The following is a 24191-nucleotide window of genomic DNA, read 5'->3' as shown; positions in this document are numbered from 1 at the left end:
GCCGGGCCGGAAGCGCCCGCCGCTCGCGGGCCTCACGGCCTCTGGTGAAGTCTTCCTCCGGATTGTCCGGACATGACCCTGATCCCGTCTTGACGCATCTGGCGCAGGCTGGGGGCAATGCGAGCTCCTCCTCAATGGTCCTGCGCCCTTGATGCCAAGGCAGGATAGATATGACACTTCCCTCTCTCGACGCGCTGAAGGCCCAGGCCCAGCGACTGCGCCGCAGCCTTGAGGCTGCCGGCACGCCGGTCTCCCATTCCCGCGCCCTCGAACTGATCGCCAGACAGCTCGGCTATCGCGACTGGAACACCCTGCATGCGGCCGTCGGCAACCAGCCCGACCTGCGCCTGGAACCGGGCAGCCGGGTGCGCGGCACCTATCTGGGCCAAAGCTTCGAGGGCGAGATCCTCGGGGTGGAACGGCGCAGCGTTTCCGGCACCCTTGCGGTGACGATCCAGTTCGACCAACCGGTGGACGTGGTGACCTTCGACAGTTTCTCCGCCTACAGGAGCCGGGTGCGGGCGACGGTCGACCAATCCGGTCAGACCCTGGAAAGGACGTCGAACGGTGAACCCCACATGACACTGCGAAGGGTCTAGTTGGGCGGGCGAAAGGCCTAGTTAGGCGGGCAAAAGATCTGGACAGGCGGGACGGACGGCGCATGATGACCTTCAGGCCGCCCGCCTGCTGCAAGGGGCCGGAGCGTGGCGCAGATCACAGCCCGGCCGGCAGGATGCGGGCAGTGTGTGCAGATGATGCTGGTCCGTCGCCCTGAGGGTGACACCCTGCTTCGCCGGAATGCCGAAGCGGAGGACAAGGGCCAGCGACGCAGAAGCCAAGGGGGCTGTCATGCATCATCAGGGTTCGAACGCATACTCCGGCACGCTTGCCCGGTATCAGCCGGGAGCCGCATGGCGCCTCGGGGCAACGGGCACCCTCGCCGCTCTGTTCTTTCTCCTCGCCGTGACCCTCGCCAGTGCCGGGATCCAGCCCAGAGGCGGAAACTGGCTGGTGATCGCCAGCCGGGCCTCCTCCGGCGAAGCGCTGGAGGTGGCGCGGGACTATGCCGGGCGCTTTGCGCAGACCACGGTTTTCCAGTCCAACAACGGCTGGTTCGCCATCACGCTCGGCTGGCTCGACAGTGCTAGCGGCGAGCAGATCAAGGCGGGGCTGATCAGCCGCCGTCTCATCCCCGGCGACAGCTATCTGCACAATGGCCAGAGGTTCTCGCGGGTCATCTGGTCCGCCACCGGGGTTCCCGGCGAGGCTCTCGCTCCCCTGCTGGCCGCAACCCGCTATGGCAGCGGCGGGGTCGCCGAGACGCCGCCGGTTGCAAGCGCTGATCCGGCCTATGGCATGCGGGGATACGTGACGGGGCTCAATCCGGCGGGCGACAATTACCTCAGCCTGCGCAGCGGCCCCGGAGGCTCCTCGCGGGAGCTCCTGCGCATGGGACCAAATACCCCGCTCACCATTCTGGGGCGCAGCGGATCCTGGTATCAGGTGCGCCTCGACAGTGGCCAGGCGGGGTGGGCCCATAGCCGCTATGTTGCCCTTTCGCCGGCCGCCGCTTCTCCTGTGGCAGCGCCCGTCACGCCGCAGCCGGCGCCCCAGGTCGTGGCTTCGCCGCTTTCCCCTGACCTGCACGCGCGGGTGGGCGACCTGACCGGCACCTCGGACAGCTATCTCTCCCTGCGCGGGGCGCCGACAGCACGCAGCGCGGAGCTGGCGCGTCTGCTGCCGCGCACGCCACTCACCCTGACGGCGCAGGCGGAGGGCTGGTACGAGGCACGGCTCGACAATGGGGTGACGGGATGGGTGAGCGCGGCCTATGTGGACATCGTGGCGCGCACGGCGGAGGTGACCACCTATGGCCCGCAAGGTACGCCGGAGAGCGGCTCGCAAACCTCCTCTGCCGATCCGCAGCCCTCGTCTGCGGAAGCGTCGGCGGACGGCGGGATCACGCATCAGGAGGCGGTGGCCCCTGCCTTCGACGGCAAGCGCGTGGCGCTTGTCCTCGGCAATTCACGCTATGAACACGCACCCGAGCTGCCCAATCCGAAGAATGATGCCGCCGACATCTCCGACAGTCTGAAGGGATTGGGCTTCGAGGTGATCACCGCCCTCGACGGCACGAAGGCAGGCATGGAACGCTCGATCCGCGACTTCGTGCGGGCGCTGCCCGGTGCGAAGATCGCTCTCTTCTTCTATGCGGGCCACGCCATGCAGGTGGACGGGGTGAACCACCTCATTCCCATCGATGCTAGCCTGGAGGACCAAACGGCGGTCGACTTCGAGACGATCCGCCTCGACACGGTGCTGGACTTCATGAACGCCCCGGACCGGCTGTCGATCGCCCTGCTGGATGCCTGCCGGGACAACCCGCTGTCGCGGCGCTTTACCCGATCCATGAGCGCGACCCGCTCGGCCTTCATCGGCCGCGGGCTCGCAGCCCCTGCCATTGCCGGCGGCAACATCCTGATCGGCTATGCGACCTCTCCCGGCGAGGTGGCGCTCGATGGCGCCGGGGACAACAGCCCTTTCACCACGGCGCTGCTGCGCCACATGAGCACCCGCGGTCTGGAAGTGGAGCTGATGATGAAGCGGGTGAAGGCGGATGTCTTCGAGGAGACCGGAGGCCAGCAGGCCCCCTGGCACAACTCCGCCCTTCGGGATGAGTTCTACTTCGCGTCCGCTCCGGCCGCCCCGCAAGCGGAGAGCGCGGGAGCGGACGCGCAATAAGGGTCAGGACGTCTTGCGCGCGATGACCAGATGGCCGGAGACGGGCTCGCCGTCCTCGAGCCGCACGGTGATCGGGTTCAGCTGCAGGATCTCGAAGCCTTCCTCGCCAAGCACCCGGCGCAGATAGGTCTCGGACTGGACGAAGCGCTGCTTGCGCCCGACCTTGTAGTCGCGACCGTCCATCTGGCTGTCGGGAAGCGTCTCGGTGGAGAAGGCGAAATAGCCCTTCGACGTGAGACGGTCGGCCGCGCCCTTCACCATGCGCTCGATGGCGCCCAGATAGGGGAACACATCGGTTGCCGCGATGAAGTCCCAGGACGGAAGGGTGTCGTCCTCGTCCTCGAACTCCTCGAGGAAGCTGACCGCCTCGCCCACATAGAGATCCTCGTAGACCTCCCGGTCGAAGGCCAGCTCGATGATCCGCTCGGACAGATCGACGCCGGTCAGATGTTCGGCATGATCCTCGAAGGCAACGCCGGTCAGGCCGGTGCCGCAGCCCAGATCCAGAAGACGCTGGAACGGTCCGATGCCGAGCTCGCGCACGGCTTCGCGCAGGATCAGCGGCACGCAATAGCCGAGCTGGTCCACCAGGATCTCGTCGAAGACATCGGCATGCTGGTCGAAGAGGGTCGCCACATAGGCTTCCGGCATGCTGTCGGGCGACGGGGCACGGCCCATGGCTGCCAGACGGATGGTCACGCCGCCGGTGTCTTCCGGATCCAGCGCCAGCGCCTCGCGATAGGCAGCCTCGGCCCCATCGAAATCACCGGCCTTTTCCAGATCCAGCCCGCGATTATAGGCCTCGGCCAGAGCTTCGTCGTCGATGTCGGTGTGGCTGTCGCTCATGGCGCTCGCGCTCCTGTCAGGGTTCAGGATCCGGCCCGAGGCCGTCCCTTTCCCGCCCTCATAGCGGATCGCCTGCCCTTGCGGCCAGCAGATTCCGAAAGGCCGGGTCCATCTCCCGTGGAGAGGGCTTCAGAACAGGGTCAGCTGATCATCCGGCGCCCCGCCGGAGGAACCGCCGCCAGAGCCGCCGCCAGAACGCCGTCCGCCGCGGGCCGTCTCCGGCGCCTTGGGCCGGGCTTCTGCGACGGCCTCCGGGACTTCCTCGATCAGACCGGGGTCGTCATTGGCGACGGAGTTGACCCGGGAGGAGACCGGAGTTGCGACCAGCATGTCGTCGTCGGCCGGGCGCAGGAGCCGGCGGGCGTCGCGCGCCATGACCTTTCCCATGTCCAGCCAGATACCGAACTCCTCCGGCCTCAGAACCGCCGGCATCCGGTCGTGAACCTGCGCAAGCGTACGATTGGCCGGCGTGGTCAGGATCGCGCCCGTGTCCATGTCGCCGCCATCGGGATCGCACCAGGTTTCCCAGAGCCCGGCCACGGCCATGACACCGCGATCGGCGCGATGAATGAAGAAGGGCTGACGCCCCTCGGCGGTGCGCCGCCATTCATAGTAGCCGCTCATGGGGAAGATGCAGCGCCCGTGCTTCATGGCGGTGCGGAAGGACGGCTTCTCGACCGCCGTCTCGGAGCGGGCATTGATCAGCAAGGTGAAACTTGCCGGGTCCTTCACCCACGCGGGGACCAGCCCCCAGCGCAAGAGCCCGAAATGACGATGCCCCCCGTGATCCTGCCGGACGATCGCGACCGGCTGGGTCGGCGCGATGTTGTAGCGCGGCGGGAAGTTCGGGACTTCCTCATAGGCAAACAGCGCCCGAACCTCGTCCGGTGTCGCATCGAGTGAGTAGCGCCCGCACATGTGCAGTGTCCTTGCCGACGAAGATTGCCCCAATGGATCCAGACAATTAGTCAAATCTCAAGGATCAGGGGGTTAGCGTCGTCCCATAGAGTTCTTGGGGATCCGGTATGAACAATGAGCAACCTGTACTTGGCAAGGGCCTTCTGGCCGCGGACAGGCTCGCTCATGCCAATATCAATCCCGCGACCGGACTGGCAACCGACTATCTGAATCACTTCAATGAAGTGGTGATGCTTCTCGAAATGCTCCCCGCCATGCCGGAATGCGCCGAAGACGTGCTGGACTGGAGCCCGGTTCCCTACGAGGCCCACTTCGAGACCTCCACCTTCAAGGACAAGGAACTGGCGGTGATGGCCTATCGGGCCGCGCCGCAGAAGCTGCGAACCCATCTGGAAGCCCGCGTGGCGGCGATCAATTCCGCCGTGGAATCCGCCCAGCAGCAGATCCGCGAAGCGCCCGATGTCTCCATCGCGGCTGCGGACATCTGCGAGATGGCGATCCAGCTGATCCGTCCGCTGATCAGTCAGGCCAGCGGCATCATCCATGGATATACGGCACCCGATCCGTCCCAAGCCGAGGGCGAGGACGCCCAGGCCGAGATCGACGCGATGTTCGCCTGATCCCGGATCCGGACGCCGCACATGTCTTCCCGCCTATATCCCGAACGCCCCATCCTGTCCGTCAGCATCCTGTGCCGGCGCGGCGACAGCGTGCTTCTCGTCCAGCGCAGCAAAGAGCCCTATCAGGGGCACTGGAGCCTGCCCGGCGGTGCCGTCGAGGTGGGCGAGACCCTGCTGGAGGCCGCAGCGCGCGAACTCCTGGAGGAAACCGGGCTGGTGGCGGAACTGCACGGGGTCGCGGAAATCTTCGACAGCATCCAGCGGGACGATGACGGGCGGGTCCGCAGTCATTTCGTGCTGGCAGTGGTGATGGCCGATGCCCCCGATGGCGAAGCGGTGGCCGCCGACGATGCGGCAGATCTGTGCTGGGTGACCCCGGATGCCGCCCTCGACCTGCTAACCACGCCCGGAACACCGGAGCGGATCACCCGTCTCCTGCCGGGTTTCCCTGCGTTCTTGCCCTGAAGTGGTGATGCGGCGGCGGCCTTAACCAAGGTGGTCTCGTCTGTGCAGAGAGCTTTCCGCGTCCGGCTTGGCGCTTGCAGGGTCTGCGCGAAGCACTCACTATTGCCGGCATGTGCCAGCCAGACCGCTCCTCCCGTCCCCGCCTGCCCCGGACCCTTATCCGGATCGGCTTCTGCGTCGCTCTTGCGACCGTGGCCGCCTGGGAACCCGTGTCACAGGCGCTTGTCTCGACCGCTCACGCCCAGAGCTCAGTGACGGCCCAGACGGATCCCGCGGAAGACGCGACAGGAGCAGCAACGGCCACCGGCGCACCTTATGACAAGGACCTGCAACGGCTGGCGGAGATCCTCGGGGCCCTGCATGCCCTGCGCCCGCTCTGCGGCGAGACGGACGACCCGTCCTGGCGCGACCGGATGATCGCGCTGCTGGATGTGGAAACCGATCAGGGAAACCGCAGACGGCTCTTCATCGAACGGTTCAACCAGGGTTTTCGCGGGTTTTCCTCAACCTATCGCACCTGCACGCCGGCGGCGCGTCTCTCTATGAAACAATACGTTAGCGAGGGCAGCGCCCTGATCCGCGACGTCACCACCCGTTTCAGCCGCTAAATTCCTTCCCAATTTTTACGCTTCTTACCGATTGGTTAACCTTTTCGTTTAAATTTGTGGGTGGCCGTTAAGTTTGTGTTCACGGTTGCTTATCAGCGCGGACCTCCGTGTTAGGCTCTCATTGAAAAGATTCGGGAGGCCACTCGGACGGTTCCGATCCCGCTACTGCCTTGAAACCGGTAAGGAAACGCATGATTTACGACGACTTGAACGATGCGGCCATGGAAGCGGAATTCGCCGAGGATGAAGACATCCGGCGCGCTGCCCTGAGCTTCATTTCCGACGCTTGGGCCGAAGCGATCGCCAACGGGGTGGATGCCGATGCCGTGGCCCACGCAGCCATGTTCACCGCACTTGCCGATCTGGTCGCCACCTATGGCGAGGACGCCGTGTCCAAACTGGCCGAAGGCCTGCCGGAGCGCATCCAGCGCGGCGATTACACGGTGAACCGTATCCTGCAGTGAGCCTTCCGGGTCTGTGCGACCCGCAGCATGTTTTGCCCTGGCGCCGCGTTCCGAGCGCCCGGCGTCCCGGCAGAGAGGCAGATGTCTCTCCGGAAAGGCCAGAAGGCTTTCCCCTCCGGTCTCAGACCAGCCAGCGGATCAGAAGGTCCGCATAGATCCCCACTCCGAACAGCATGAGCAAGGCACCGGCGAGATGATTGGCCCGGGCAAGCCATGATGAATCCACCCGTGCGGACATGTGGCTGACGCCCCAGCACAGGCCGGACCACCAGACGAGCGCTCCCGTGGCGACGCCCGCCAGCAGGAACAGCGCGCCCGAGGTGTCGCCGGGCTGCGGCCGCCATGTGCCCAGCCCGCCAAGAATGGCGACGAACCCGAGGATCACGCCCGGGTTGGTGAGGGTGAGGAGAAAGGCGGCGACCATGTCGGTCAAGGCCGAGGCGGCACCCGCCTGCGGGTCCATGTGGGGCCGGGAGCGGTAGACACGCCAGCCGAAGCCGAAGATCAGCGCGCCACCGGCCAGCTTGATCAGGCCCTCATGGCCTGTCACGAAACCGGTCACTGCCGAAACACCGAAGACAGCCAGAGCCGCATAGAGCAGGTCTGCGGCCACGGCCCCGAGGGCGACGGTCACCCCTTCCCGGACCCCGTGGGCGGCTGCGTGGCGAAGGGTCATGATGTTGACGGGGCCGACAGGCGCGCTGGTCAGAAGGCCGATGCCCGCCCCGATCAGCAGGAAATTCAGATTGGTCACACTGCCTCGCCGGCTGGAAGTCGCATCGGGACACTGCCCCCTTGGTCGAAGGGGATCAAGCCCCCTGGCCGCCACCGCCGTGACACTGCAACAGCAGGGCGCGGAAAATGACGGAGGAGCAGTGGTCCGGAGGCACGATTGCCTCTGGTGGAGCTTCCCGGAATATGATTAGGAAACGGTCTCTCTGCCCCGCTTTTCGGCCCCGCTTCCCGGCCCAGGCTCTGAAGGGACCCCTTCCCATGCTTCGCAGCCCCCTCGCCCCTGCCCGTCTTTCCCGCAGCGCCCGCACCCTCACCTTGATGCTGGCGACCAGCCTCGCCGGCCTGACGGTGGCCCCGGGTGCCGGTCTCGCAACCACGGTGAAGACCGACACGATCACCGTCGCCCCGCCCGTGGTGGACGAACAGGTGGACAGCTCGCCCTCCGATGCTCCGGCCGTGGAGAGCCTTGACGGCAGCCAGCAGCCGGAAGAGGCGACCGCAGACGCCCCGCTGGAGGAGAGCGCCGAGCTTCCCGCCCCGGCTGTTGCCCAGGGCGAGGCGCCGGAGATCCTGCGCGACGTGTCGAGCCTGCCGAAACTCGTCGCCCGAACCCACGACCAGCTGCTCGAAGCGGCGCGATCGGGGGATCTGGAGCGGCTGCGCATGGTGCTGGAAGGCAACGAGGTGATGCCGACCCTCTCCCTGTCCGAGATCGAGGACCCGATCGACTTCCTGCGGGAAAGCTCGGGCGATGGCGAGGGCATGGAGATCCTGGCGATCCTGGCCGACACGCTGGAGGCCGGCTTTGTCCATGTGGATGAAGGCACGCCGCAGGAAATGTATGTCTGGCCGTATTTCGCCCATTATCCGCTCGGCCAGCTCAGCCCCGCCCAGAAGGTGGAGCTCTACCGGATCGTGACCGCCGCCGACTTCAGTGAGATGCAGGCCTACGGGATCTGGCTGTTCTATCGGGTGGGCATCGGTCCGGACGGCACGCTGCATTACTTCGTCGCGGGCGAATAGGCCGGGCCGAGTTCGGCATAGAGGGCATAGCCCCGATAGAGGGTCGCGACGTCGAGTGCGCGGCCTGTGGCCTCCGCCACGCCCTGCAGCTCGGCGACCAGCTCGCCGCGCGGGGTCACATGGAAGGCCCGAAGCCAGGCGAGAAGCAGGGTGCGGAAGCTGCGCGGCAGACGCTCCTGCTCACCGAAATCGACCACCGACAGACGGCCACCCGTCTTCAGAGCGCCCGCCCCCACCGCGATGGCCTGACGCCAGACGGGGATCATGGACAGGGTGTAGGAAAAGAACACCCTGTCGAAGCCTTCTGCGACCTCGGGCGCGGCCGTGAAGTTGCGCAGGACCAGCGGGTCGGAGGCATCGCCGCGCACCAGACAGATGCGATCGGACAAGCCGGCCCGCGCCACATTGGCGCGCGCCGTTTCCAGCATCTCCGCCGAAATGTCGAAGCCGAAGAACCGGGCCTCCGGATACCGCCTTGCGGCCGCGATCAGGTTGCGCCCCGTGCCGCAACCGACCTCCAGCACCCGCTCTCCGGCGGCAGGCTGGAGCCGGTCGATCAGCCGGTCGCGCCCGAGCAGATAATATTTGCGGGTCAGATCGTAGATGTGGCGCTGGTTGCGATAGACCGCATCCATCAGCCGCGCGGTCTCGCCCGTCGCGATTTCCTCGGCCACCGGCTCAGCCCTTGAAGACGTAGAGATGGAAACCGCCATAGATGGAAGACCGGTCCATGGCGCCGAACTTCAGGCTCTCGTCAGCCTCATAGGTCCACTGTGCCAGGATGTCGTCCGCGACCCGTCCGGGCAGAAGGGTCGGCTCGGCGGCGGTACGGAAGATCACACGGGCGCCAGGGGCTGCGGTGCGCGTGATCTCGGACCAGAGCTCGTTGAGCTGCTGGTCTGTCATCCAGTCCTGGGCATCAAGCAGCACATAGGCGTCCAGACTGTCGTCCGCACAGCCCTGAAGATGTTCGGCGAAATTGCGGTTGATCACCTGCACCCGCTCGGCCCGCTCGCGGATCGTGTCGAAATGCTCGCGCTTGAGGTAGGGCGGAAGCGGACCGGAAGGGCCGGTGCTCTCGCCCTGCCCCTGTGTCTGAGCCTGCGGGGCATATCCGCGGGTGAAGGCCTGCCAGGCGAAGTAGTTGTCGGACAGGGAGAAATTGCAGGCGAGCTTTTCCAGCCGCTGGCGCAGAACGGCGGACATGTCGCGCTCGGCGCTGGCCGTGACCAGCGCGTCATATTGTGCGGGCGGAATGCCCAGACCGTAGAGCGACATCTTCTTGGACGTGGCCCAGCGGACCAGACGCTTGTCGAAGATCGGCGCCAGGGCCGTGTCGAAGAAGCTGCGCTGCTCGTCGAGGGTGCGGGCCCGAGCAATGTCCTTGGGGTCGATGCCATAGAGCCGGGCGACAAGGTGGCCGATCCCGATGAAATAGCCGAGCAGACCGTGGTGATAGAGGTCGCGGGAAAAGAGCGTGATGCGCTTGCGGCCCCAGCCGGCCAGATCGCGGCCCTCCCAGTAGGCGCGGCTCTCGGCATCCAGCGCATCGCGCAGGAAGCGCTCGTAGGCCGCGATATTGGCTTTCTCGTCCGCCTCGCCGAAGAAGCGGTAGAACGTGTCGTAATTGGGCAGAAGGCGTGCGGCCAGAAGCTTCAGACGCCCCAGCGCCACGTGAGCGCGGTTGAGATCGACGGCGGTGATCGAGGCGGGATCCGCCGTCAGATAGGACATGACATTGCAGCCGCCCGACGCGATGGCCACCATGCGGGATCCGGGTCCGAGGCGCAAGGCCGCCATGTCGACCTCCGGGTCCTCCCAGATCTGGGGATAGACCAGCCCCTTGAAGGCGAAGGTGAACAGCCGTTCCAGCATGCCCTCGGCGGACACGATGCTCGACCGGTGAACGGCCTTGCTCAGACGGGACTTGGAGGCTTCCAGGGAACTTGCAGCGGCACCATTGGTCATCGGTCACTCCCTCGGCGTCGTCGGACGTGGTCGGATGTCCTTACGGGAGTCGCGCGACACTTTGGTGACGGGGCCTGGCTCCCCGCGCCTTCCGTGCCCGAAAGCCGCAGCCGGAGGCCGGGCCCTGAAACGCGAAAAGCCCCCCGTTGCCGGAGGGCTTTTGCGATGAAGGGCCGGATCGGGGACAGGCTGGATCGGATCTAGCGGGTCACGACCACGAAGTCGGTGCCCAGGCCGGTGTTGCGGGCAAAGGACCGGTCGGTCACGATCAGGGAGCTTCCCGGGGTCAGCATGGCGGAGAGGTCACGGGCAACCTTGTCGCCGATCACGAGACGGTCCAGCGCCTGGGTCATGGTGGCGAGGGTCTCGCCCTCCGCCGGCACGGCCATCCAGTCCACGGACCGGTCGCCTTCGCGGAAGTTCAGGGCGGTGAAGACATGGGTGCCGATGGGCTTGTCCGCATCGCGCAGGGTCACTTCGGCCTCGTAGACATCCTTGAAGTTGCGGCGGATGCGCAGGGTGGCGTTCTGCGGGGCCTCGTAGCCTGCGGCCGCATAGACCGCGTGACGCAGGCCTTCCGTAACCTGTCCGGTCACGGGCAGGTCGGCGCCTTCCTGGAACAGGGCGACTGCAGCGCGGGTGCGCTTGCCGATCACGCCATCGGGCGCGCCGGCATCAAAGCCCATGCGGTTGAGCAACTGCTGCAGGGTGCGCGTCGCGTTTTCCGGTTCGCGCGGCGTCACGATCATGCGCAGCGGATCGTCGAAATGCGGGTTGGAGGCAATGGCCGCCGGGGTCTCATCGGTGCCTGTGGGCGCCATGGCGCCGCGCAGGGCGGGATCTGCGGCAATGGTGCTGGAGGTCAGGCTGGCAACTTCCTGGCCCAGGCCACGCGGCTGGGGCAGAACCTCGCTGGAAATCACGGTGGGAGCAACGCGCTCGCGGGTGACGACCACATGCACGCCCCGGTCGGTGATGCCGAAGAGATCACGAGCGAAGGATTCCGGCAGGCGGATGCAGCCGTGGGACGCGGGATAGCCCGGCAGGCGCCCCTGATGCAGGGCAATGCCCGACCAGGTCAGGCGCTGCATGTAGGGCATGGGCGCGTTGTCATAGATGTTGGAGAAGTGCTTGCGGCGCTTTTCCAGGATCGAGAAGACGCCGGTCGGGGTCGTGTGACCGCGCTGGCCGGAGGAGATCGGAGAGCTCTTCAGAAGCGTCGCGCCGCGGTAGACGTCGATCTTCTGCTCGTCCAGGGAGACGAGGATCTGCATCGGGGCTTCCTGCAGCTGGGCCTCGACAGCGGCACCGGCAGGCAAGGCAGCCGTCTGTTCCGACGCTTGGCCGGCACTCGTCCCGAACAGGAGGGAGGCTCCCAGCATCAGCGCTGCCGTGCGATAGGCAACACCGGTGGCGCGGAGACGCGCGCAGCTGAAACGGGAAGACATGACGCGGGACATGATCGGAACGGACACCTGAAAAGCCATGAGAGAGCCTCTAACGCAAAACCGGACAGCTCAAACAAAGGATTAAACGGCTCCCGTGTATTTTAGGTTAGGAGACAAGGTTACCGAAGTCTGAATGCTGTTGTTCTCAACCCTAGCGCGCTGATGCTCCACAGGCTGTGCCGCAGATCACAGGCTGAGCGAATGCACGGCCGCCCGCACCGCGAAGCGGCTCAGCGCACCGAAGCGGCCAAGGCGCGCAGGGTCTGCGCAACCGAGCGGGCATCCCCGTCACAGTCGCGCACCAGCTGATCGAAGTGATCGGTCAGGGCCCGGACCTGACGGCTTTCCCGGAAGATCAGATATTGCGAGCCGATATAGACCACGGCCAGCAGCGGCCCGAAGATCGTGACCGGTGCGGAAAACACTACCTTCGGATCGAAGAGATAGAGGCGCAAGGAGGGATAGAGCGCGCCACAGGTCTCCGCCATCTGCTCCAGCTGCTCCCGGCGTGCGTCGGCCGGAAGATCGCGCCAGTAGCCCTCGCCCCTCGCAAGACAGTCCAGATGGTCACGCGAACAGCAGATCTCGTAGTCCGATCCGGGCCGCCGCAACCAGTCCGCCCGTGCCCGCATGGAGGAGATCGCCTGGTCGGGTGTCTTGTCGCGGAAGGCGGCGTATTCGAAGGCAAAGACGGCGTCGGTCTTCAGGATGTCCGGCAGGGTTGCGGGCACATGGCGCACCTTGTAGCCCGCGGCCTCCCGGTGCCATTCATCGATCTTCGTGTCTGCAAAGGTGCGCTCGGCTTCCGCCACGCGGAAGGAGGAGGCCAGAAGGTCGGCCGCCGTTTCACGACGATCGGTCAGCCCCAGAAGCCAGTCCGCGCTGACGCCCAGCGCCTCGGCACATTCAGCGGCCAGATGGGCATTCGGCAGCCGTCCCTCGTCATCGGAGAGGAGCAGGGCAATGGTCGACCGGTCCGCACAGCAGGCCCTCGCCAGCGCCGAGCGGCTCATGGCGCGGGAGGTCATGGCCTCCTGCAGACGGTGACGGAAGATGGTAGATCGATCACGCTTGTCCATGCGCTGATTATGATCAGCATTCATGATTAAAATCAACAAGCGGGAAAAAACGTCGCGAAAACGCAGAATTCCCGACACGGGGAGATCCGCTTATTGAGAGGGAAAGAAACCCACGCAAACAAGGCCTTGGCCGACTTGGACAGCACCCGTCGCACCCTCGCCAAATGCATCACCTGGCAACTGCTCGGCATTGTCACCATGACCATTCTGAGCCTACCGCACACCGGATCCCTCCTGTCGGCCCTGGGACTGGCGGTGAGCGCATCCGCGACCGGTTTCGTCTGCTTCTTCCTGCATGAGAAGATCTGGAACCGGGTGCTCTGGGGCCGCCAGGGCTGACGGTGCCGGACCTGACCCCAACCTCCAGTGCACCCTGGACGCAACGCCAAAAGGCTGGATTCCCGGCACAAAGCCGAGAATGACCCGGGAGAGCGAATGCCCCCCGGCGGCCGACACGAAAAACCCCGCCGGAGCGGGGCTTTCCTTGAGGGTGGACCGTCTGGACCGATCAGGCGCGGGGAAGCCCGTCGAGGAAGGTGACCGCCTCGCCCCGGGAGGGGGTGGCAAGTTCCTTTTCCCACATGACCTTCTGGCCGCGGACGATGGTGCCGACCGGCCAGCCGGTGACTTCCTTGCCGTCATAGGGCGTCCAGCCGCACTTGGAGGCGATCCACTCGTTGCGGATGGTCTCCTTGCGCTTCATGTCGACGATCGTGAAATCGGCGTCATAGCCGACCGCGATGCGGCCCTTGCGCGCGGTCTGGAAAAGGCGCGCCGGGCCGGCGGAGGTCATGTCGACGAAACGGGCCAGCGACAGGCGTCCGGCGTTCACGTGGTCGAGCATGATCGGCACCAGGGTCTGCACGCCCGTCATGCCGGAGGGCGAGGACGGATAGGGCTTCTGCTTTTCCTCCAGCAGATGGGGCGCGTGGTCCGAGCCAAAGATGTCGAGGATGCCCTGTTGCAGAGCCCACCACAGGCGCTCGGCGTGACGGGCCTCGCGCACGGGCGGGTTCATCTGCACCAGGGTACCGAGACGCTCGTAGGCTTCCGCTGTCAGGGTGAGATGATGCGGGGTCACCTCGATGGAGGCCACGTCCTTGTGGTCGATGAGGAAATCGACTTCCTCGGCCGTGGACAGGTGCAGGATGTGGATCTTTGCGCCAACCTCACGGGCGATGCGCACGAGCCGCTGGGTGCACTGGAGGGCCGCGATCTCGTCGCGCCAGACCGGATGGGAGCGCGGATCATTCTCGATCCGCTCGCCCAGGCGCTCGCGCAGGCGGAATTCGTCCTCGGAATGGAAGGCGGCACGGCGGCGGGTGGTCGAGAGGATGTCGCGCACCCCCTTGTCATCTTCCACCAGCAGGTCGCCGGTGGAGGACCCCATGAAGACCTTGATGCCGGCCGCGCCCGGAAGGCGCTCGAGCTCCGGAATGTCCTTGACGTTCTCACGGGTGCCGCCGACCCAGAAGGCGAAGTCGCAGTGCATGCGATGATGGCCGCGCGCCACCTTGTCGGCCAGCGTGGCTTCGGTGGTGGTCAGCGGGTTGGTGTTCGGCATCTCGAAGACAGCGGTCACACCGCCCATGGCGGCCGCGCGGGAGCCGGATTCCAGATCTTCCTTGTGGTCGAGACCGGGCTCGCGGAAATGCACCTGGGTGTCCATCACCCCGGGCAGAACGTGCAGGCCGGTGCAGTCGATCAGTTCACCGGCCTGGGACGCGTGGAAGGAGCCGATGCCGACGATGCGGCCATTGCGGATGCCGACATCACGCTGGCCTTCGCCATCCTGATTGACCACGATACCGTTCTTGAGGATCACGTCGAAGGTCGGGGAAACGGGAGTGGACGGCACGGGCAGGTCTCCATCGTCTGAAGGTCTTGGCAGGTGTCGCGCTTATACCCCCCACCCCGCTGGCGCGCCAGTGCCTGTCTGACCGCATGGCACCCTTCTGCCCTTGCCAGCGGGCATTTTGCCGCCTATCTCGCAGTGAAGACTTGTCCTTCTCCGCATCAGCCCAGGTTCGACCGATGACCCCGCTTGCCTTCACCCTGCTCCCCGACCGTGCGCTCCTGGCTGTGGGTGGCGAGGAGGCCCATCACTTCCTGCAGAACCTGATCAGCTGCGATCTGGAATCGGTGGACCGGGACGGCGCGGGCTTCGGCGCGCTGCTGACGCCCCAGGGCAAGATCCTCTTCGACTTCCTGATCGCGCGGGATGGCGAGCGCTATCTCATCGACACCCCCGCAGAGACCTCCGCCGACCTGCTGAAGCGCCTGACCTTCTACCGGCTGCGCGCGAAGGTCACGCTTCAGGCCCTTGCGGACTGGGGCGTGGGGGTCGGCGCGCTTCCGGGTGACACCGCCGAGGGCCTCCTGTCAGTGACGGATCCCCGGCTGGCCGCGCTCGGTCAGCGGCACTACGGCCCGCTCGAGACCCTGTCAGCCCTTGCCGCCGAGACGGATGGCCCCGCCGCCTACGAGGCGCATCGCATCGCACTCGGAGTGCCGCAGGGCCTGTCGGATTTCGTCTGGTCCGACGTCTTTCCCCATGATGCGGACATGGACCAGCTCAATGGCGTGTCCTTCCGCAAGGGTTGTTACGTGGGCCAGGAAGTGGTCTCGCGCATGCAGCACCGTTCCACCGCGCGCAAGCGGATGATCCGGGTGAGTGCGGATGCGCCCCTGCCCGCACGCGGGACACCGGTGCTGGCGGGCGACCGCTCCATCGGCGAGATGGGATCCTCCTCCCGCACCGAGGGGCTGGCGCTCGTGCGCCTCGACAAGGCGCGGGCCGCGCTCGATGCGGGCGAGACGATCACCGTGGAGGGCGTATCCGTGCGCCTGGCCTTGCCCGATTGGGCCACATTCGGCTGGCCTGAGGGCGCCGAGAGCGAGTAAACAGGAACCCGCCGACCGATTCCCCGACGCGCCCGCCGAGGTTCCATGCCTGCCGAGAAGACCGATCCCGCGCCCCGCGCCTGGCAACGCATGTTGTCCGGGCGCCGGCTCAATCTGCTCGATCCCTCACCGCTGGATGTGGAGATCTCCGACATCGCCCATGGCCTGGCCCGGGTGGCGCGCTGGAACGGACAGACGGACGGGGATCATGCCTTTTCGGTGGCCGAGCATTCCCTGATCGTGGAGGAGCTGGCCCGCAAGCTGAAGCCGGACCTGCCGCCGAAGTGGCAGATGGCCGTGCTGCTGCACGACGGGCCGGAATATGTCATCGGCGACATGATCTCCCCCTTCAAGGCAGTGATGGGCGGGGCCTACAAGACCGTGGAAGCGCGCCTGCAGGCGGCGATCCACCTGCGCTTTTCCCTGCCGGCCGAACTGCCACAGGTGATCAAGAAGCTGGCCAAGCGCGCTGACATCATCTGCGCCTATTACGAGGCCATCGAACTGGCCGGTTTCTCGGAAGAGGAAGCGGCGAAGATCTTCGGACGGCCCCGCGCCTTTTCGCCGACCGAGCCGGCGCCGCGCCGCATGGGGCTGGCTCCGCTTCCCGCTTCCGAAGCGCAGGCCCGCTTCCTCAACCGGTTCCGCGAGATCGATGCGCTGATGCAGACGGGGAAAACCGGGAGCGGGAAGGCCTGACGACGGGTGACGCTGCCCCACGAAGGACGCTAGCATGGCGCTTCGTCCTGTGACTTGCCTGACCGGATCCGCCATGCTGTATGTCTGCCCCCTGTCCAAGCTGCCCCAGACCGTGCGCCAGGTCGGAGCGCGGCGTCTCGTGACGCTCATCAATGCGGATATGGCGGTGCCGACACCCGACGGCATTGCCCCGGAAGATCACCTCTTTCTCGGCTTCAACGACATTGCCGCGCCGGTGAACGGGCTTCTGCCCCCCGGCGAGGGCCATGTGCGCGATCTGCTGGGGTTCGTCGGCACCTGGGACCGGAGCACACCGCTCGTCATTCACTGCTGGGCCGGGATCAGCCGCTCCACCGCTGGCGCCTATATCACGGCCTGCGCGCTCAACCCGCAGGCCGACGAGGCCGCCCTTGCCCGAAGCCTGCGTGCGCGTGCGCCCTCGGCAACGCCCAATCCGCGGCTGGTCGCCATTGCCGACACGCTGCTGCAACGGGAGGGGCGCATGATCGAGGCCATCCGCGCCATAGGCCGGGGTGCCGATGCCTTCGAGGGTACGGTCTTTGCCATGCCGCTGGAGCCCATCGACGGAGAGATGCAGCGATGACATCTGGCGGCACGTCGCTCGAGATCGGCCTCAACGCGGTGATCGTGGCCGTGGCCAACCGGGTTCCGGCGATCGTGCAGGTGAGCGATCCGGCCGGGCGCGAGCCGGACAGCCTGCCCTTCGGCCCCTTCGACCCGCTGCGGCACCGCACCTTCGAGATCGGCCTGCGCACCTGGGTGGAGGAGCAGACCGCCCTGCGGCTCGGCTATGTGGAACAGCTCTACACCTTCGGCGACCGGGGCCGCCACCGGCAGCGAGAGGACCAGGACCCCCATGTGGTCTCCGTGGGCTATCTGGCCCTGACCCGCCAGTCGACTGACGCAGAAGAGGTGCTCTCCCAGCATCATTCCTCCTGGCGCTCCTGGTATGACTATTTCCCCTGGGAGGACTGGCGCGAGGGACGCCCGGACGTGCTGGACCAGACCATCCTGCCCGCGCTCGAAACCTGGGCCCGGGAAGACCCTGCGGAGGACGCCCAGCCCTACCTGCTGACCCGCGCCGAACGGCTACGCATTGCCTTCGGCGACGAGGAACACGGCTTCGACGAGGAGCGCGCGCTGGAGCGCTACGAGCTGCTCTATGAAGCCGGCCTGCTGGAAGAGGCCCTGCGCGATCAGCGTCCGGCGGCGCTGGCCCGCCCTGCCCTGCCCCGGCTGGGTCGCCCCATGCGCCACGACCATCGCCGCATCCTGGCAACCGCGATCTCCCGCTTGCGCGCCAAGCTGAAGTACCGGCCCGTCATCTTCGAACTGATGCCCTGGACCTTCACCCTGACCGAGCTTCAAGGCTCTGTGGAGGCGATTTCCGGCCGTCACCTGCACAAGCAGAACTTCCGCCGCCTGGTGGAAACCGCCGATCTGGTGGAACCGACCGGAGCGACCTCGACGGCGACCGGCGGACGGCCCGCAGCCCTCTTCCGCTTCCGTCACGAGCTTCTGAAGGAGCGCCCCGGACTTGGCCTGAGGGTGGGCGGACGGGCCGGCACCTGAGATCCCGCAGCGTCATAACGCTCTGGCCCTTAACCATGATTTTCCCTGACTCAGGTGCCGAGGCCGCGGATTTCCGTGATTTCGCGGCGCATTAACCGTCTCTCAAGGTTAAGTTGTCACTCTCAATTCGAACGATCTCCTCAAACAGAGGCGTGCCAGCGGAAGTGACCGGCCCACAAGCCGGGTCCCGCGTATCGAGTTGGAGTTGGCTGCGTCATGTCAGGCCCGAGTACCCAATCGTCGTCCCGGCGCCCCCGGCGCAGCCCTGCAAGGCAGGGTGGCACCGCCCGTCTGGTCCGCCGCATGAGGCGTCTCGGCCTCGGTGCGCCCATTGCCTTCTTCGCCCTGACCGGCGCCATCGGCCCCCAGGACATTCTCAGCCTTCTGGCCGCCCAGAAGAAGGAAACGCCGCGCTGGATGATGACGCTGGAACCGGCGCATTTTGCCTCCAGCTTCGCCCCGTCCATCGGACCCGATCTGGCCCTTGCCGATCCCAGCAAGCCGGCAGGCTTCCGCGACCCGGCCGAGGCCGCGCGCATTGAGGGGCCGGTCATGATGCTGACGGCGGCCGACGGCAGCGCTGAAGCGGTGCCGGTCTATGGTCTGCGGGACGTGCTGAAGGGCAGCGCGCCGCAGGATCTGCCGGAGACCATCGCGGTCAATCGCTCGACCAAGTCCGACCGGCTCATTTCCATGGCTCCCGACCGGCACATGGTAGACATGGCCGCCGGGGCGGTCTTTGCCCTGCCGAGCATCCTGGACGAGGATTCCAAGGGCGACCTGCCGAAGGTGGCCTTCGTCCTGCCCGAACCGATGGGGCCGATGAAGCCGCTCGAACCCGGCGTGGTGGTGGATGAGCTGGCCGAGCCGCATCCGATCGAGATGCAGAAGATGATGATGGCCCGCAATGCGGCGGCTGCCAGCCTGTCGCTGGTCTCCGCCTATGCGCCGGATACGCTCGCCAACACCAAGGATCCGTTCGACGCCCTGTTTGGCGCGGCCCAGTACGAAGACGACATGCCGCCGCCGGAGGATCCGGAGAATCCGCATTGGTGGGCGCAGAAGCCGCTCCCGGCTTCCGCCTACAGCGACAAGGAACAGAAGTGCCTGGCAGAGGCGATCTATTTCGAGGCCCGCGGCGAGAACGAGGACGGCCAGGTGGCAGTCGCCCAGGTGGTGCTGAACCGGGTGAAGAACCCGGCCTATCCGGACAGCATCTGCGGCGTGGTCTATCAGAACCAGAACAAGCGCAACCGCTGCCAGTTCTCCTTCGCCTGCGACGGCATTCCCGACCGCATCAGCCAGCCTGCCTCCTGGTCCACGGCCAAGAAACTGGCGAAGCAAGTGACCAGCGGCGAACGCTATCTGAAGATGGTCGACGCCTCGACCCACTATCACGCGACCTATGTGGCGCCGCGCTGGCGCAAGTCCATGGCCAAGCGTGGCCAGATCGGATTGCATGTCTTCTACAAGACCTATGCGGGTGGCTGGAAGTAAGGGGTCCCCACAGGTCTGAAACGCTCAGGGGCTGCGGTCGGCAATCGATCCGCAGCCCCTTGCATTTGACGGTTACTCAGGGGCATATTTCGCAGGTGCAGCATTTTCGTGCCACCACCGCAGGTTTTCCTGAGAGATCCCTGCGGAGTGGGCCGGAGACCGACCCATGACAGCCCCTCGCCCCACCTTGGCCACGCCCACGCAACCGCTTGCGCCGGACGACGCCCGGCCTTGCCCGGTTCATGCCGCCTCTCCCGCAGAGGTCGCGGCTCGGCTGAACGTCGATCCTCATTCGGGACTGTCTTCGGGTGAAGCGGTGACCCGGCTGAAGGCGTCGGGCCCCAACCTCCTCGACGCGGGTCCGAAGCGCGGCGCGTTCGATCTGCTCCTCGTGCAGTTCCGCAACCCGCTGCTGCTCATCCTCTTCCTCGCGGCACTTATCTCCGCGATCACCGGACATGTTGGCGATGCGGTGGCCATCGCGACGATCGCGATCATCAATGCCGTCGTCTCCTTCGTGCAGGACTTCCAGGCGGAAAAGTCAATGGCCGCCCTTGCCCGCATGGCGGCTCCCCAGGCGGTCGTCCGGCGCGAGGGTGCCTGGCAGGACCTGCTGGCGGCTGACCTCGTCCCCGGAGACATCGTGCGCCTCAAGGCCGGAGATATCGTTCCCGCCGATCTGCGCCTGACAGAGGCCGCGAGGCTTCAGATCGAGGAAGCCGCGCTGACGGGAGAATCCGAGCCGGTCGACAAGGCAGCGGAGCTGGGGCTGGCTCATGAGGCCGTCCTGGCCGACCGGCTCACCATGGCCTATTCAGGCACGCAGGTGGTCCAGGGGACCGGGATCGGCATCGTCACGGCGACCGGCATGGCGACGGAGGTCGGTCAGATCGCCCATCTTCTGGCCGAGACGGAGGAGCCGCCGACGCTCCTGCAGCAGCGCATGGGCCAATTGTCGAAGGTCCTGATCCTCGCCGCCTTCGCCGTTGTGGCGCTGACGGTTGCCATCGGGCTCTTCAACGGGCTCGATCCCATGGAGATGTTCAACACGGCAATCTCGCTCTCGGTAGCGGCCATTCCCGAAGGTCTGCCGACCATCGTCACCATCGTGCTCACAATCGGCTCGCGCTCCATGGCGCGGCAATCCGCACTCGTCCGCCGGTTGGCCAGCGTAGAGACCCTGGGCGCGACCACGGTCATCTGCACCGACAAGACGGGAACCCTCACCCAGAACCAGATGCAGGTGATACGGATCTGGACCGGACTGGAGCTCTTTTCGCTCACCGGCGAGGGGTTCGATCCGCAAGGGGCTATCCTCGATCAGGATGACAAGCCGGTCGATCCGCACTCCTGTCCCGGACTGATGGACATGCTCAGCGCCTCTGTGCTCTGCAACGAGGCGGACCTGGTCTTGCGGGAGGGGAAAGCCACGATCCAGGGCAATCCCACCGAGGGGGCGCTGGTGGTGGCCGGCGCCAAGGCGGGTCTTGACCGGGACACGCTGATGGATGACGCCTACAGCGTGCTCGCGTGGTTCCCCTTCGATTCCCGCCGCAAGATGATGAGCGTGCACCTGGCCCGCCACTCGGGCCGGGAAATCCTGATGACCAAGGGCGCCCCGGATGTGATCCTGCCCCGGGCGACCCACCTGTGGCTCGGTGGCGAGGCGGTGCCGCTTACCCCCGACCTGCGAGCAGAGGTGGAGGGCGTGGTGCGCGCCTTTGGCGAGGACGCCCTGCGCACGCTCGCCGTGGCCTGGCGGGAAGCGTCCGGCTCGCACATCAACCCGGATGATCCGGAAAAGGACCTGGTGCTCCTCGGCATCCACGGGATCATGGACCCGCCGCGCCGTCAGGTGGGTGTCGCCGTCCACGAGGCCCGTGCCGCAGGCGTCCGGACGGTGATGATCACCGGCGACCATGCCCATACAGCAGACGCGATCGCGCGGCAGATCGGGATCCTGCACGGACCGGGCCAGACAACGCTGACCGGGCCCGATCTCGACGGGATGGATGACGCCGCCCTGCGCGAGGCGGTGAGCCAGGTCGCTGTCTTTGCCCGCGTGACGCCCCAGCACAAGCTGCGGATCGTCTCGGCGCTGCAGGAACGGGGCGAGGTGACTGCGATGACCGGGGACGGGGTGAACGATGCCCCTGCCCTGCGAAAGGCGGACATCGGCATTGCCATGGGCATCACGGGCACGGCGGTGGCGAAAACCAGCGCGGCGCTCATTCTGCTGGACGACAATTTCGCCACCATCGTCGCCGCCGTGCGCCATGGCCGGCGGATCTACGACAATCTGCGCAAGTACATCCGGCAGGCCCTGACCGCCAATGTGGCCGAGGTTTCCACCATCCTGCTGGCCTTCCTGGTGATGGGGGCGGACGCACATCTCCCGCTGACGCCGCTGATGATCCTCTGGGTCAATCTGGTGTCGGACGGGGTGCCGGCGCTCACCCTCGGCTTCGAGCCGGGGGAAGGCGACCTGATGCGCCGTCCGCCCCGGCTACGCTCCGACAGCGTCTTCGCTGATGGCCTCAAATACCGGATCCTGAGCCGGGGGCTTGCCGTCGGAGCCGTCAGTTTCCTGGTGTTTCACCAGCACCTGGCCCAGGGGGCGGAGCTGGCCTATGCCCAGACCATGGGCTTTGCCGCGCTGATCTTCGCCCAGCTCTGGCATATTTTCGATGCCCGGACCAACGTCAGCCTTTTTGCCAGCAATCCCTTCGGCAATCGCAACCTGCTGATCGCCGTCGTCGCTTCGCTCGTGCTATCCGCGATGGCGATCTACACGCCCTTCGGGCAGGAGATCCTGCACACGCGACCGGTGGGAGCCGGCGATCTCTTCGAGGCCTTCGCGCTGGCCTCCCTCCCCACCTTGCTGCTGGCCGCCGTCAACCGGATCAGCGGGGGACGGATCCCGTAATTTTTACAGTATCGCAATATCTTAATGCTCTTTCGCTTAAGTGCCCCGCAGGACGAGCCTGCGGGGTCGGGCATGACCCATTCCGGGGTGCCCATGATCGACTCAATCGAGGATCCTCCTTCATGACCCTTCTGCGTCCAGCCCTTTTGCTGGCTTTCTGTTTTCTCAGCACACCCGTCCTGGCCCATGTGGACCCGTCCGAACACGGCTCTTTCGCCGCCGGCCTCACCCATCCGGCCTTTGGCCTCGACCATGTTCTGGCAATGATCGCCGTCGGCCTGTGGGCTGCCCTGATCGGCGAACGCGCGATCTGGCTTCTGCCCACCGGGTTCGTCAGTGCGATGGTGATGGGCTACGCCCTGTCGCTGTTCGGTGTTCACCTTCCCTTCGTCGAGCCGATGATCCTCGGATCGGTGATCGTGCTGGGCCTGATGGTTGCCGCAGCGCTTCCCCTGCCGCTCGGCTTCGGCGTGGCGCTCTGCGCTGCCTTCGGCCTGTTCCATGGCCATGCACACGGCGGCGAGATCGGCGATGCCGACTGGCTTTCCTTTGCCGCAGGCTTCGTGCTGGCGACCATTGTCCTGCATGCCTGCGGAGTGCTCTTCGGATTCGGCGCCAAGCTGGGGCTCGGCACCGACACCCGGCGCGGCGAGCTGGCTACCCGGTTCCTCGGCGTGGTCACGGCCCTGAGCGGGCTTTATTTGGTCTCAGCGGCCTGAGTTCCGAGGAATCACGCAGCAAAAAGGCGCCTTCCGGCGCCTTTTTCATGTCTGCAAGGAGCGGACGCGGCCTCAGCCGATCTCGATATCCAGCCCCAGATCCAGGATCGGAGCGGAATGGGTGATCCAGCCCGAGGAGATCAGATCGACGCCGGCCTCTGCAACAGCCTTGACGGTGTCGGCCTCGATCCCGCCGGAGGCTTCGAGCAGAACCTTGCCGCCCGCAATCGCAACCGCTTCGGCGAGCTGATCCGGCGACATGTTGTCGAGCATCACCACATCGGGCGCACAGCCAAGGGCTTCGCGCAGCTGGTCGAGGGTGTCGACCTCCACCTCGATCTTCACCAGATGCCCGGCAAAGGCCTTGGCCGCCTCGATGGCTGCCGTCACCCCGCCTGCCACCGCGATATGGTTGTCCTTGATGAGGATCGCGTCATCCAGACCGAAGCGGTGGTTCGAGCCTCCGCCGCAACGCACCGCGTATTTCTCGAAGGCCCTCAGACCCGGCGTGGTCTTGCGGGTGCAGACGATATCCGCCCGGGTGTGGGCGATCAGATCGGCGAAGCGGGCCGTGGCGGTGGCAATGCCTGACAGGTGACAGGCGAAGTTCAGGGCCACGCGCTCGGCCGAAAGGATGGCGCGCGCCGGACCGGACATGCGGGCCACCACAGAGCCCTTTTCCAGACGATCGCCATCGGCCATGAGCGGTTCGAAGGTCACGCGCACATCGGTCTGACGGAAGGCGCTTTCCGCCAGCGCCAGACCGGCGAGAATGCCCGGCTTGCGGCTGGCGATCACGGCGGTCGCCTGGCGGTCTGCGGGAATGGTGGCCTGGGAGGTCACATCCCCTGCCCGGCCCCAGTCTTCCAGAAGGGCGGCCTTGACGGCCTCATCGACCATCAGCTGCGGCAGGACGGGCAGATGGGCTTTCATCGGC

Annotated in this window: 24 protein-coding genes; 15 read left to right on the top strand and 9 right to left on the bottom strand. The window is 66.1% G+C overall.

Features of this window, described 5'->3' with window-relative positions:
• The first annotated feature begins 170 nt into the window (after positions 1–170).
• Positions 171–599: a glyoxalase superfamily protein gene (locus FR728_RS02370; protein ID WP_149891043.1), complete on the top strand. Its 429-nt coding sequence runs from the start codon at positions 171–173 to the stop codon at positions 597–599.
• 250 nt (positions 600–849) lie between these two features.
• Entirely contained in the window at positions 850–2742 is a 1893-nt protein-coding gene (locus FR728_RS02365) for a caspase family protein (protein ID WP_188318762.1), read from the top strand.
• Between the two features lie 3 nt (positions 2743–2745).
• Here FR728_RS02365 and FR728_RS02360 read toward each other — a convergent pair whose 3' ends face one another.
• Together FR728_RS02360 and FR728_RS02355 are read right to left on the bottom strand one after the other, a co-directional pair.
• Positions 2746–3588 carry a class I SAM-dependent methyltransferase gene (locus FR728_RS02360; RefSeq protein WP_149891041.1) on the bottom strand — a complete coding sequence of 281 codons (843 nt, stop codon included), beginning with the start codon at positions 3586–3588 and terminating at the stop codon, positions 2746–2748.
• A 129-nt stretch (positions 3589–3717) separates the two neighbouring features.
• Positions 3718–4506, bottom strand: a complete 789-nt coding sequence (locus FR728_RS02355; RefSeq protein WP_149891040.1) for an SOS response-associated peptidase — start codon at positions 4504–4506, stop codon at positions 3718–3720.
• Between the two features lie 107 nt (positions 4507–4613).
• On the opposite strand from FR728_RS02355, the gene FR728_RS02350 reads away from it, so the two are divergent.
• From FR728_RS02350 to FR728_RS02335, 4 genes are all read left to right on the top strand, one after another.
• Positions 4614–5126 (top strand): hypothetical protein, encoded by a 513-nt coding sequence (locus FR728_RS02350; RefSeq protein ID WP_149891039.1) that lies wholly within the window; start codon positions 4614–4616, stop codon positions 5124–5126.
• 21 nt (positions 5127–5147) lie between these two features.
• The gene (locus FR728_RS02345; RefSeq protein WP_149891038.1) at positions 5148–5591 is read left to right on the top strand and encodes an NUDIX hydrolase; all 444 of its coding nucleotides are present in this window, start codon (positions 5148–5150) and stop codon (positions 5589–5591) included.
• A 209-nt stretch (positions 5592–5800) separates the two neighbouring features.
• Complete coding sequence (locus FR728_RS02340) at positions 5801–6199, top strand: TIGR02301 family protein (RefSeq protein WP_244304356.1); 399 nt, start codon at positions 5801–5803, stop codon at positions 6197–6199.
• Positions 6200–6390: 191 nt separating this feature from the next.
• Complete coding sequence (locus tag FR728_RS02335) at positions 6391–6663, top strand: hypothetical protein (RefSeq protein WP_149891037.1); 273 nt, start codon at positions 6391–6393, stop codon at positions 6661–6663.
• A gap of 121 nt (positions 6664–6784) precedes the next feature.
• On the opposite strand, the gene FR728_RS02330 is transcribed toward FR728_RS02335, so the two are convergent.
• Positions 6785–7417, bottom strand: a complete 633-nt coding sequence (locus FR728_RS02330; protein ID WP_149891036.1) for a LysE family translocator — start codon at positions 7415–7417, stop codon at positions 6785–6787.
• A 239-nt stretch (positions 7418–7656) separates the two neighbouring features.
• Here FR728_RS02330 and FR728_RS02325 point away from each other — a divergent pair, with 239 nt between their 5' ends.
• On the top strand, positions 7657–8421 hold the full coding sequence (locus tag FR728_RS02325; protein WP_208998624.1) for a hypothetical protein: 765 nt from the start codon (positions 7657–7659) through the stop codon (positions 8419–8421).
• On the opposite strand, the gene FR728_RS02320 is transcribed toward FR728_RS02325, so the two are convergent.
• From FR728_RS02320 to FR728_RS02305, 4 genes are all read right to left on the bottom strand, one after another.
• Positions 8400–9056, bottom strand: coding sequence for a class I SAM-dependent methyltransferase (locus FR728_RS02320; protein ID WP_149892159.1), 657 nt, complete (start codon positions 9054–9056; stop codon positions 8400–8402). The two genes, FR728_RS02325 and FR728_RS02320, sit on opposite strands and share 22 nt — an antisense overlap.
• A gap of 43 nt (positions 9057–9099) precedes the next feature.
• On the bottom strand, positions 9100–10389 hold the full coding sequence (locus FR728_RS02315; RefSeq protein WP_149891035.1) for a BtaA family protein: 1290 nt from the start codon (positions 10387–10389) through the stop codon (positions 9100–9102).
• Between the two features lie 200 nt (positions 10390–10589).
• Positions 10590–11876 carry a L,D-transpeptidase family protein gene (locus FR728_RS02310; protein ID WP_208998622.1) on the bottom strand — a complete coding sequence of 429 codons (1287 nt, stop codon included), beginning with the start codon at positions 11874–11876 and terminating at the stop codon, positions 10590–10592.
• A gap of 191 nt (positions 11877–12067) precedes the next feature.
• Positions 12068–12940, bottom strand: a complete 873-nt coding sequence (locus FR728_RS02305; RefSeq protein WP_244304355.1) for a helix-turn-helix domain-containing protein — start codon at positions 12938–12940, stop codon at positions 12068–12070.
• Positions 12941–13042: 102 nt separating this feature from the next.
• On the opposite strand from FR728_RS02305, the gene FR728_RS02300 reads away from it, so the two are divergent.
• Complete coding sequence (locus FR728_RS02300; RefSeq protein WP_208998621.1) at positions 13043–13255, top strand: DUF2061 domain-containing protein; 213 nt, start codon at positions 13043–13045, stop codon at positions 13253–13255.
• 169 nt (positions 13256–13424) lie between these two features.
• Here the strand turns inward: FR728_RS02300 and FR728_RS02295 are convergent, their stop codons facing one another.
• Entirely contained in the window at positions 13425–14774 is a 1350-nt protein-coding gene (locus FR728_RS02295) for a dihydroorotase (RefSeq protein WP_149891034.1), read from the bottom strand.
• Positions 14775–14950: 176 nt separating this feature from the next.
• Between FR728_RS02295 and ygfZ the strand changes: the two genes are divergently transcribed.
• From ygfZ to FR728_RS02260, 7 genes are all read left to right on the top strand, one after another.
• On the top strand, positions 14951–15820 hold the full coding sequence (gene ygfZ, locus FR728_RS02290; RefSeq protein WP_149891033.1) for a CAF17-like 4Fe-4S cluster assembly/insertion protein YgfZ: 870 nt from the start codon (positions 14951–14953) through the stop codon (positions 15818–15820).
• 45 nt (positions 15821–15865) lie between these two features.
• The gene (locus FR728_RS02285; RefSeq protein WP_149891032.1) at positions 15866–16519 is read left to right on the top strand and encodes a YfbR-like 5'-deoxynucleotidase; all 654 of its coding nucleotides are present in this window, start codon (positions 15866–15868) and stop codon (positions 16517–16519) included.
• Between the two features lie 73 nt (positions 16520–16592).
• Entirely contained in the window at positions 16593–17123 is a 531-nt protein-coding gene (locus tag FR728_RS02280) for a tyrosine phosphatase family protein (protein WP_149892155.1), read from the top strand.
• A complete protein-coding gene (locus FR728_RS02275; RefSeq protein WP_149891031.1) occupies positions 17120–18112 on the top strand; it encodes an NUDIX hydrolase in 993 nt (330 codons plus the stop codon). The genes FR728_RS02280 and FR728_RS02275 overlap by 4 nt, the downstream gene beginning before the upstream one ends.
• 303 nt (positions 18113–18415) lie before the next feature.
• Positions 18416–19609, top strand: coding sequence for a cell wall hydrolase (locus FR728_RS02270; protein WP_149891030.1), 1194 nt, complete (start codon positions 18416–18418; stop codon positions 19607–19609).
• 166 nt (positions 19610–19775) lie between these two features.
• On the top strand, positions 19776–22535 hold the full coding sequence (locus FR728_RS02265; RefSeq protein ID WP_149891029.1) for a cation-translocating P-type ATPase: 2760 nt from the start codon (positions 19776–19778) through the stop codon (positions 22533–22535).
• 122 nt (positions 22536–22657) lie between these two features.
• On the top strand, positions 22658–23254 hold the full coding sequence (locus FR728_RS02260; RefSeq protein WP_149891028.1) for a HupE/UreJ family protein: 597 nt from the start codon (positions 22658–22660) through the stop codon (positions 23252–23254).
• A 72-nt stretch (positions 23255–23326) separates the two neighbouring features.
• Here FR728_RS02260 and nadC read toward each other — a convergent pair whose 3' ends face one another.
• The gene (nadC, locus tag FR728_RS02255; RefSeq protein ID WP_149891027.1) at positions 23327–24187 is read right to left on the bottom strand and encodes a carboxylating nicotinate-nucleotide diphosphorylase; all 861 of its coding nucleotides are present in this window, start codon (positions 24185–24187) and stop codon (positions 23327–23329) included.
• Positions 24188–24191: the final 4 nt, after the last annotated feature.

This window comes from Roseibium aestuarii (assembly GCF_008477545.1).
Classification (GTDB): domain Bacteria; phylum Pseudomonadota; class Alphaproteobacteria; order Rhizobiales; family Stappiaceae; genus Roseibium; species Roseibium aestuarii.
This window is presented reverse-complemented; position numbering and strand designations above follow the sequence as displayed.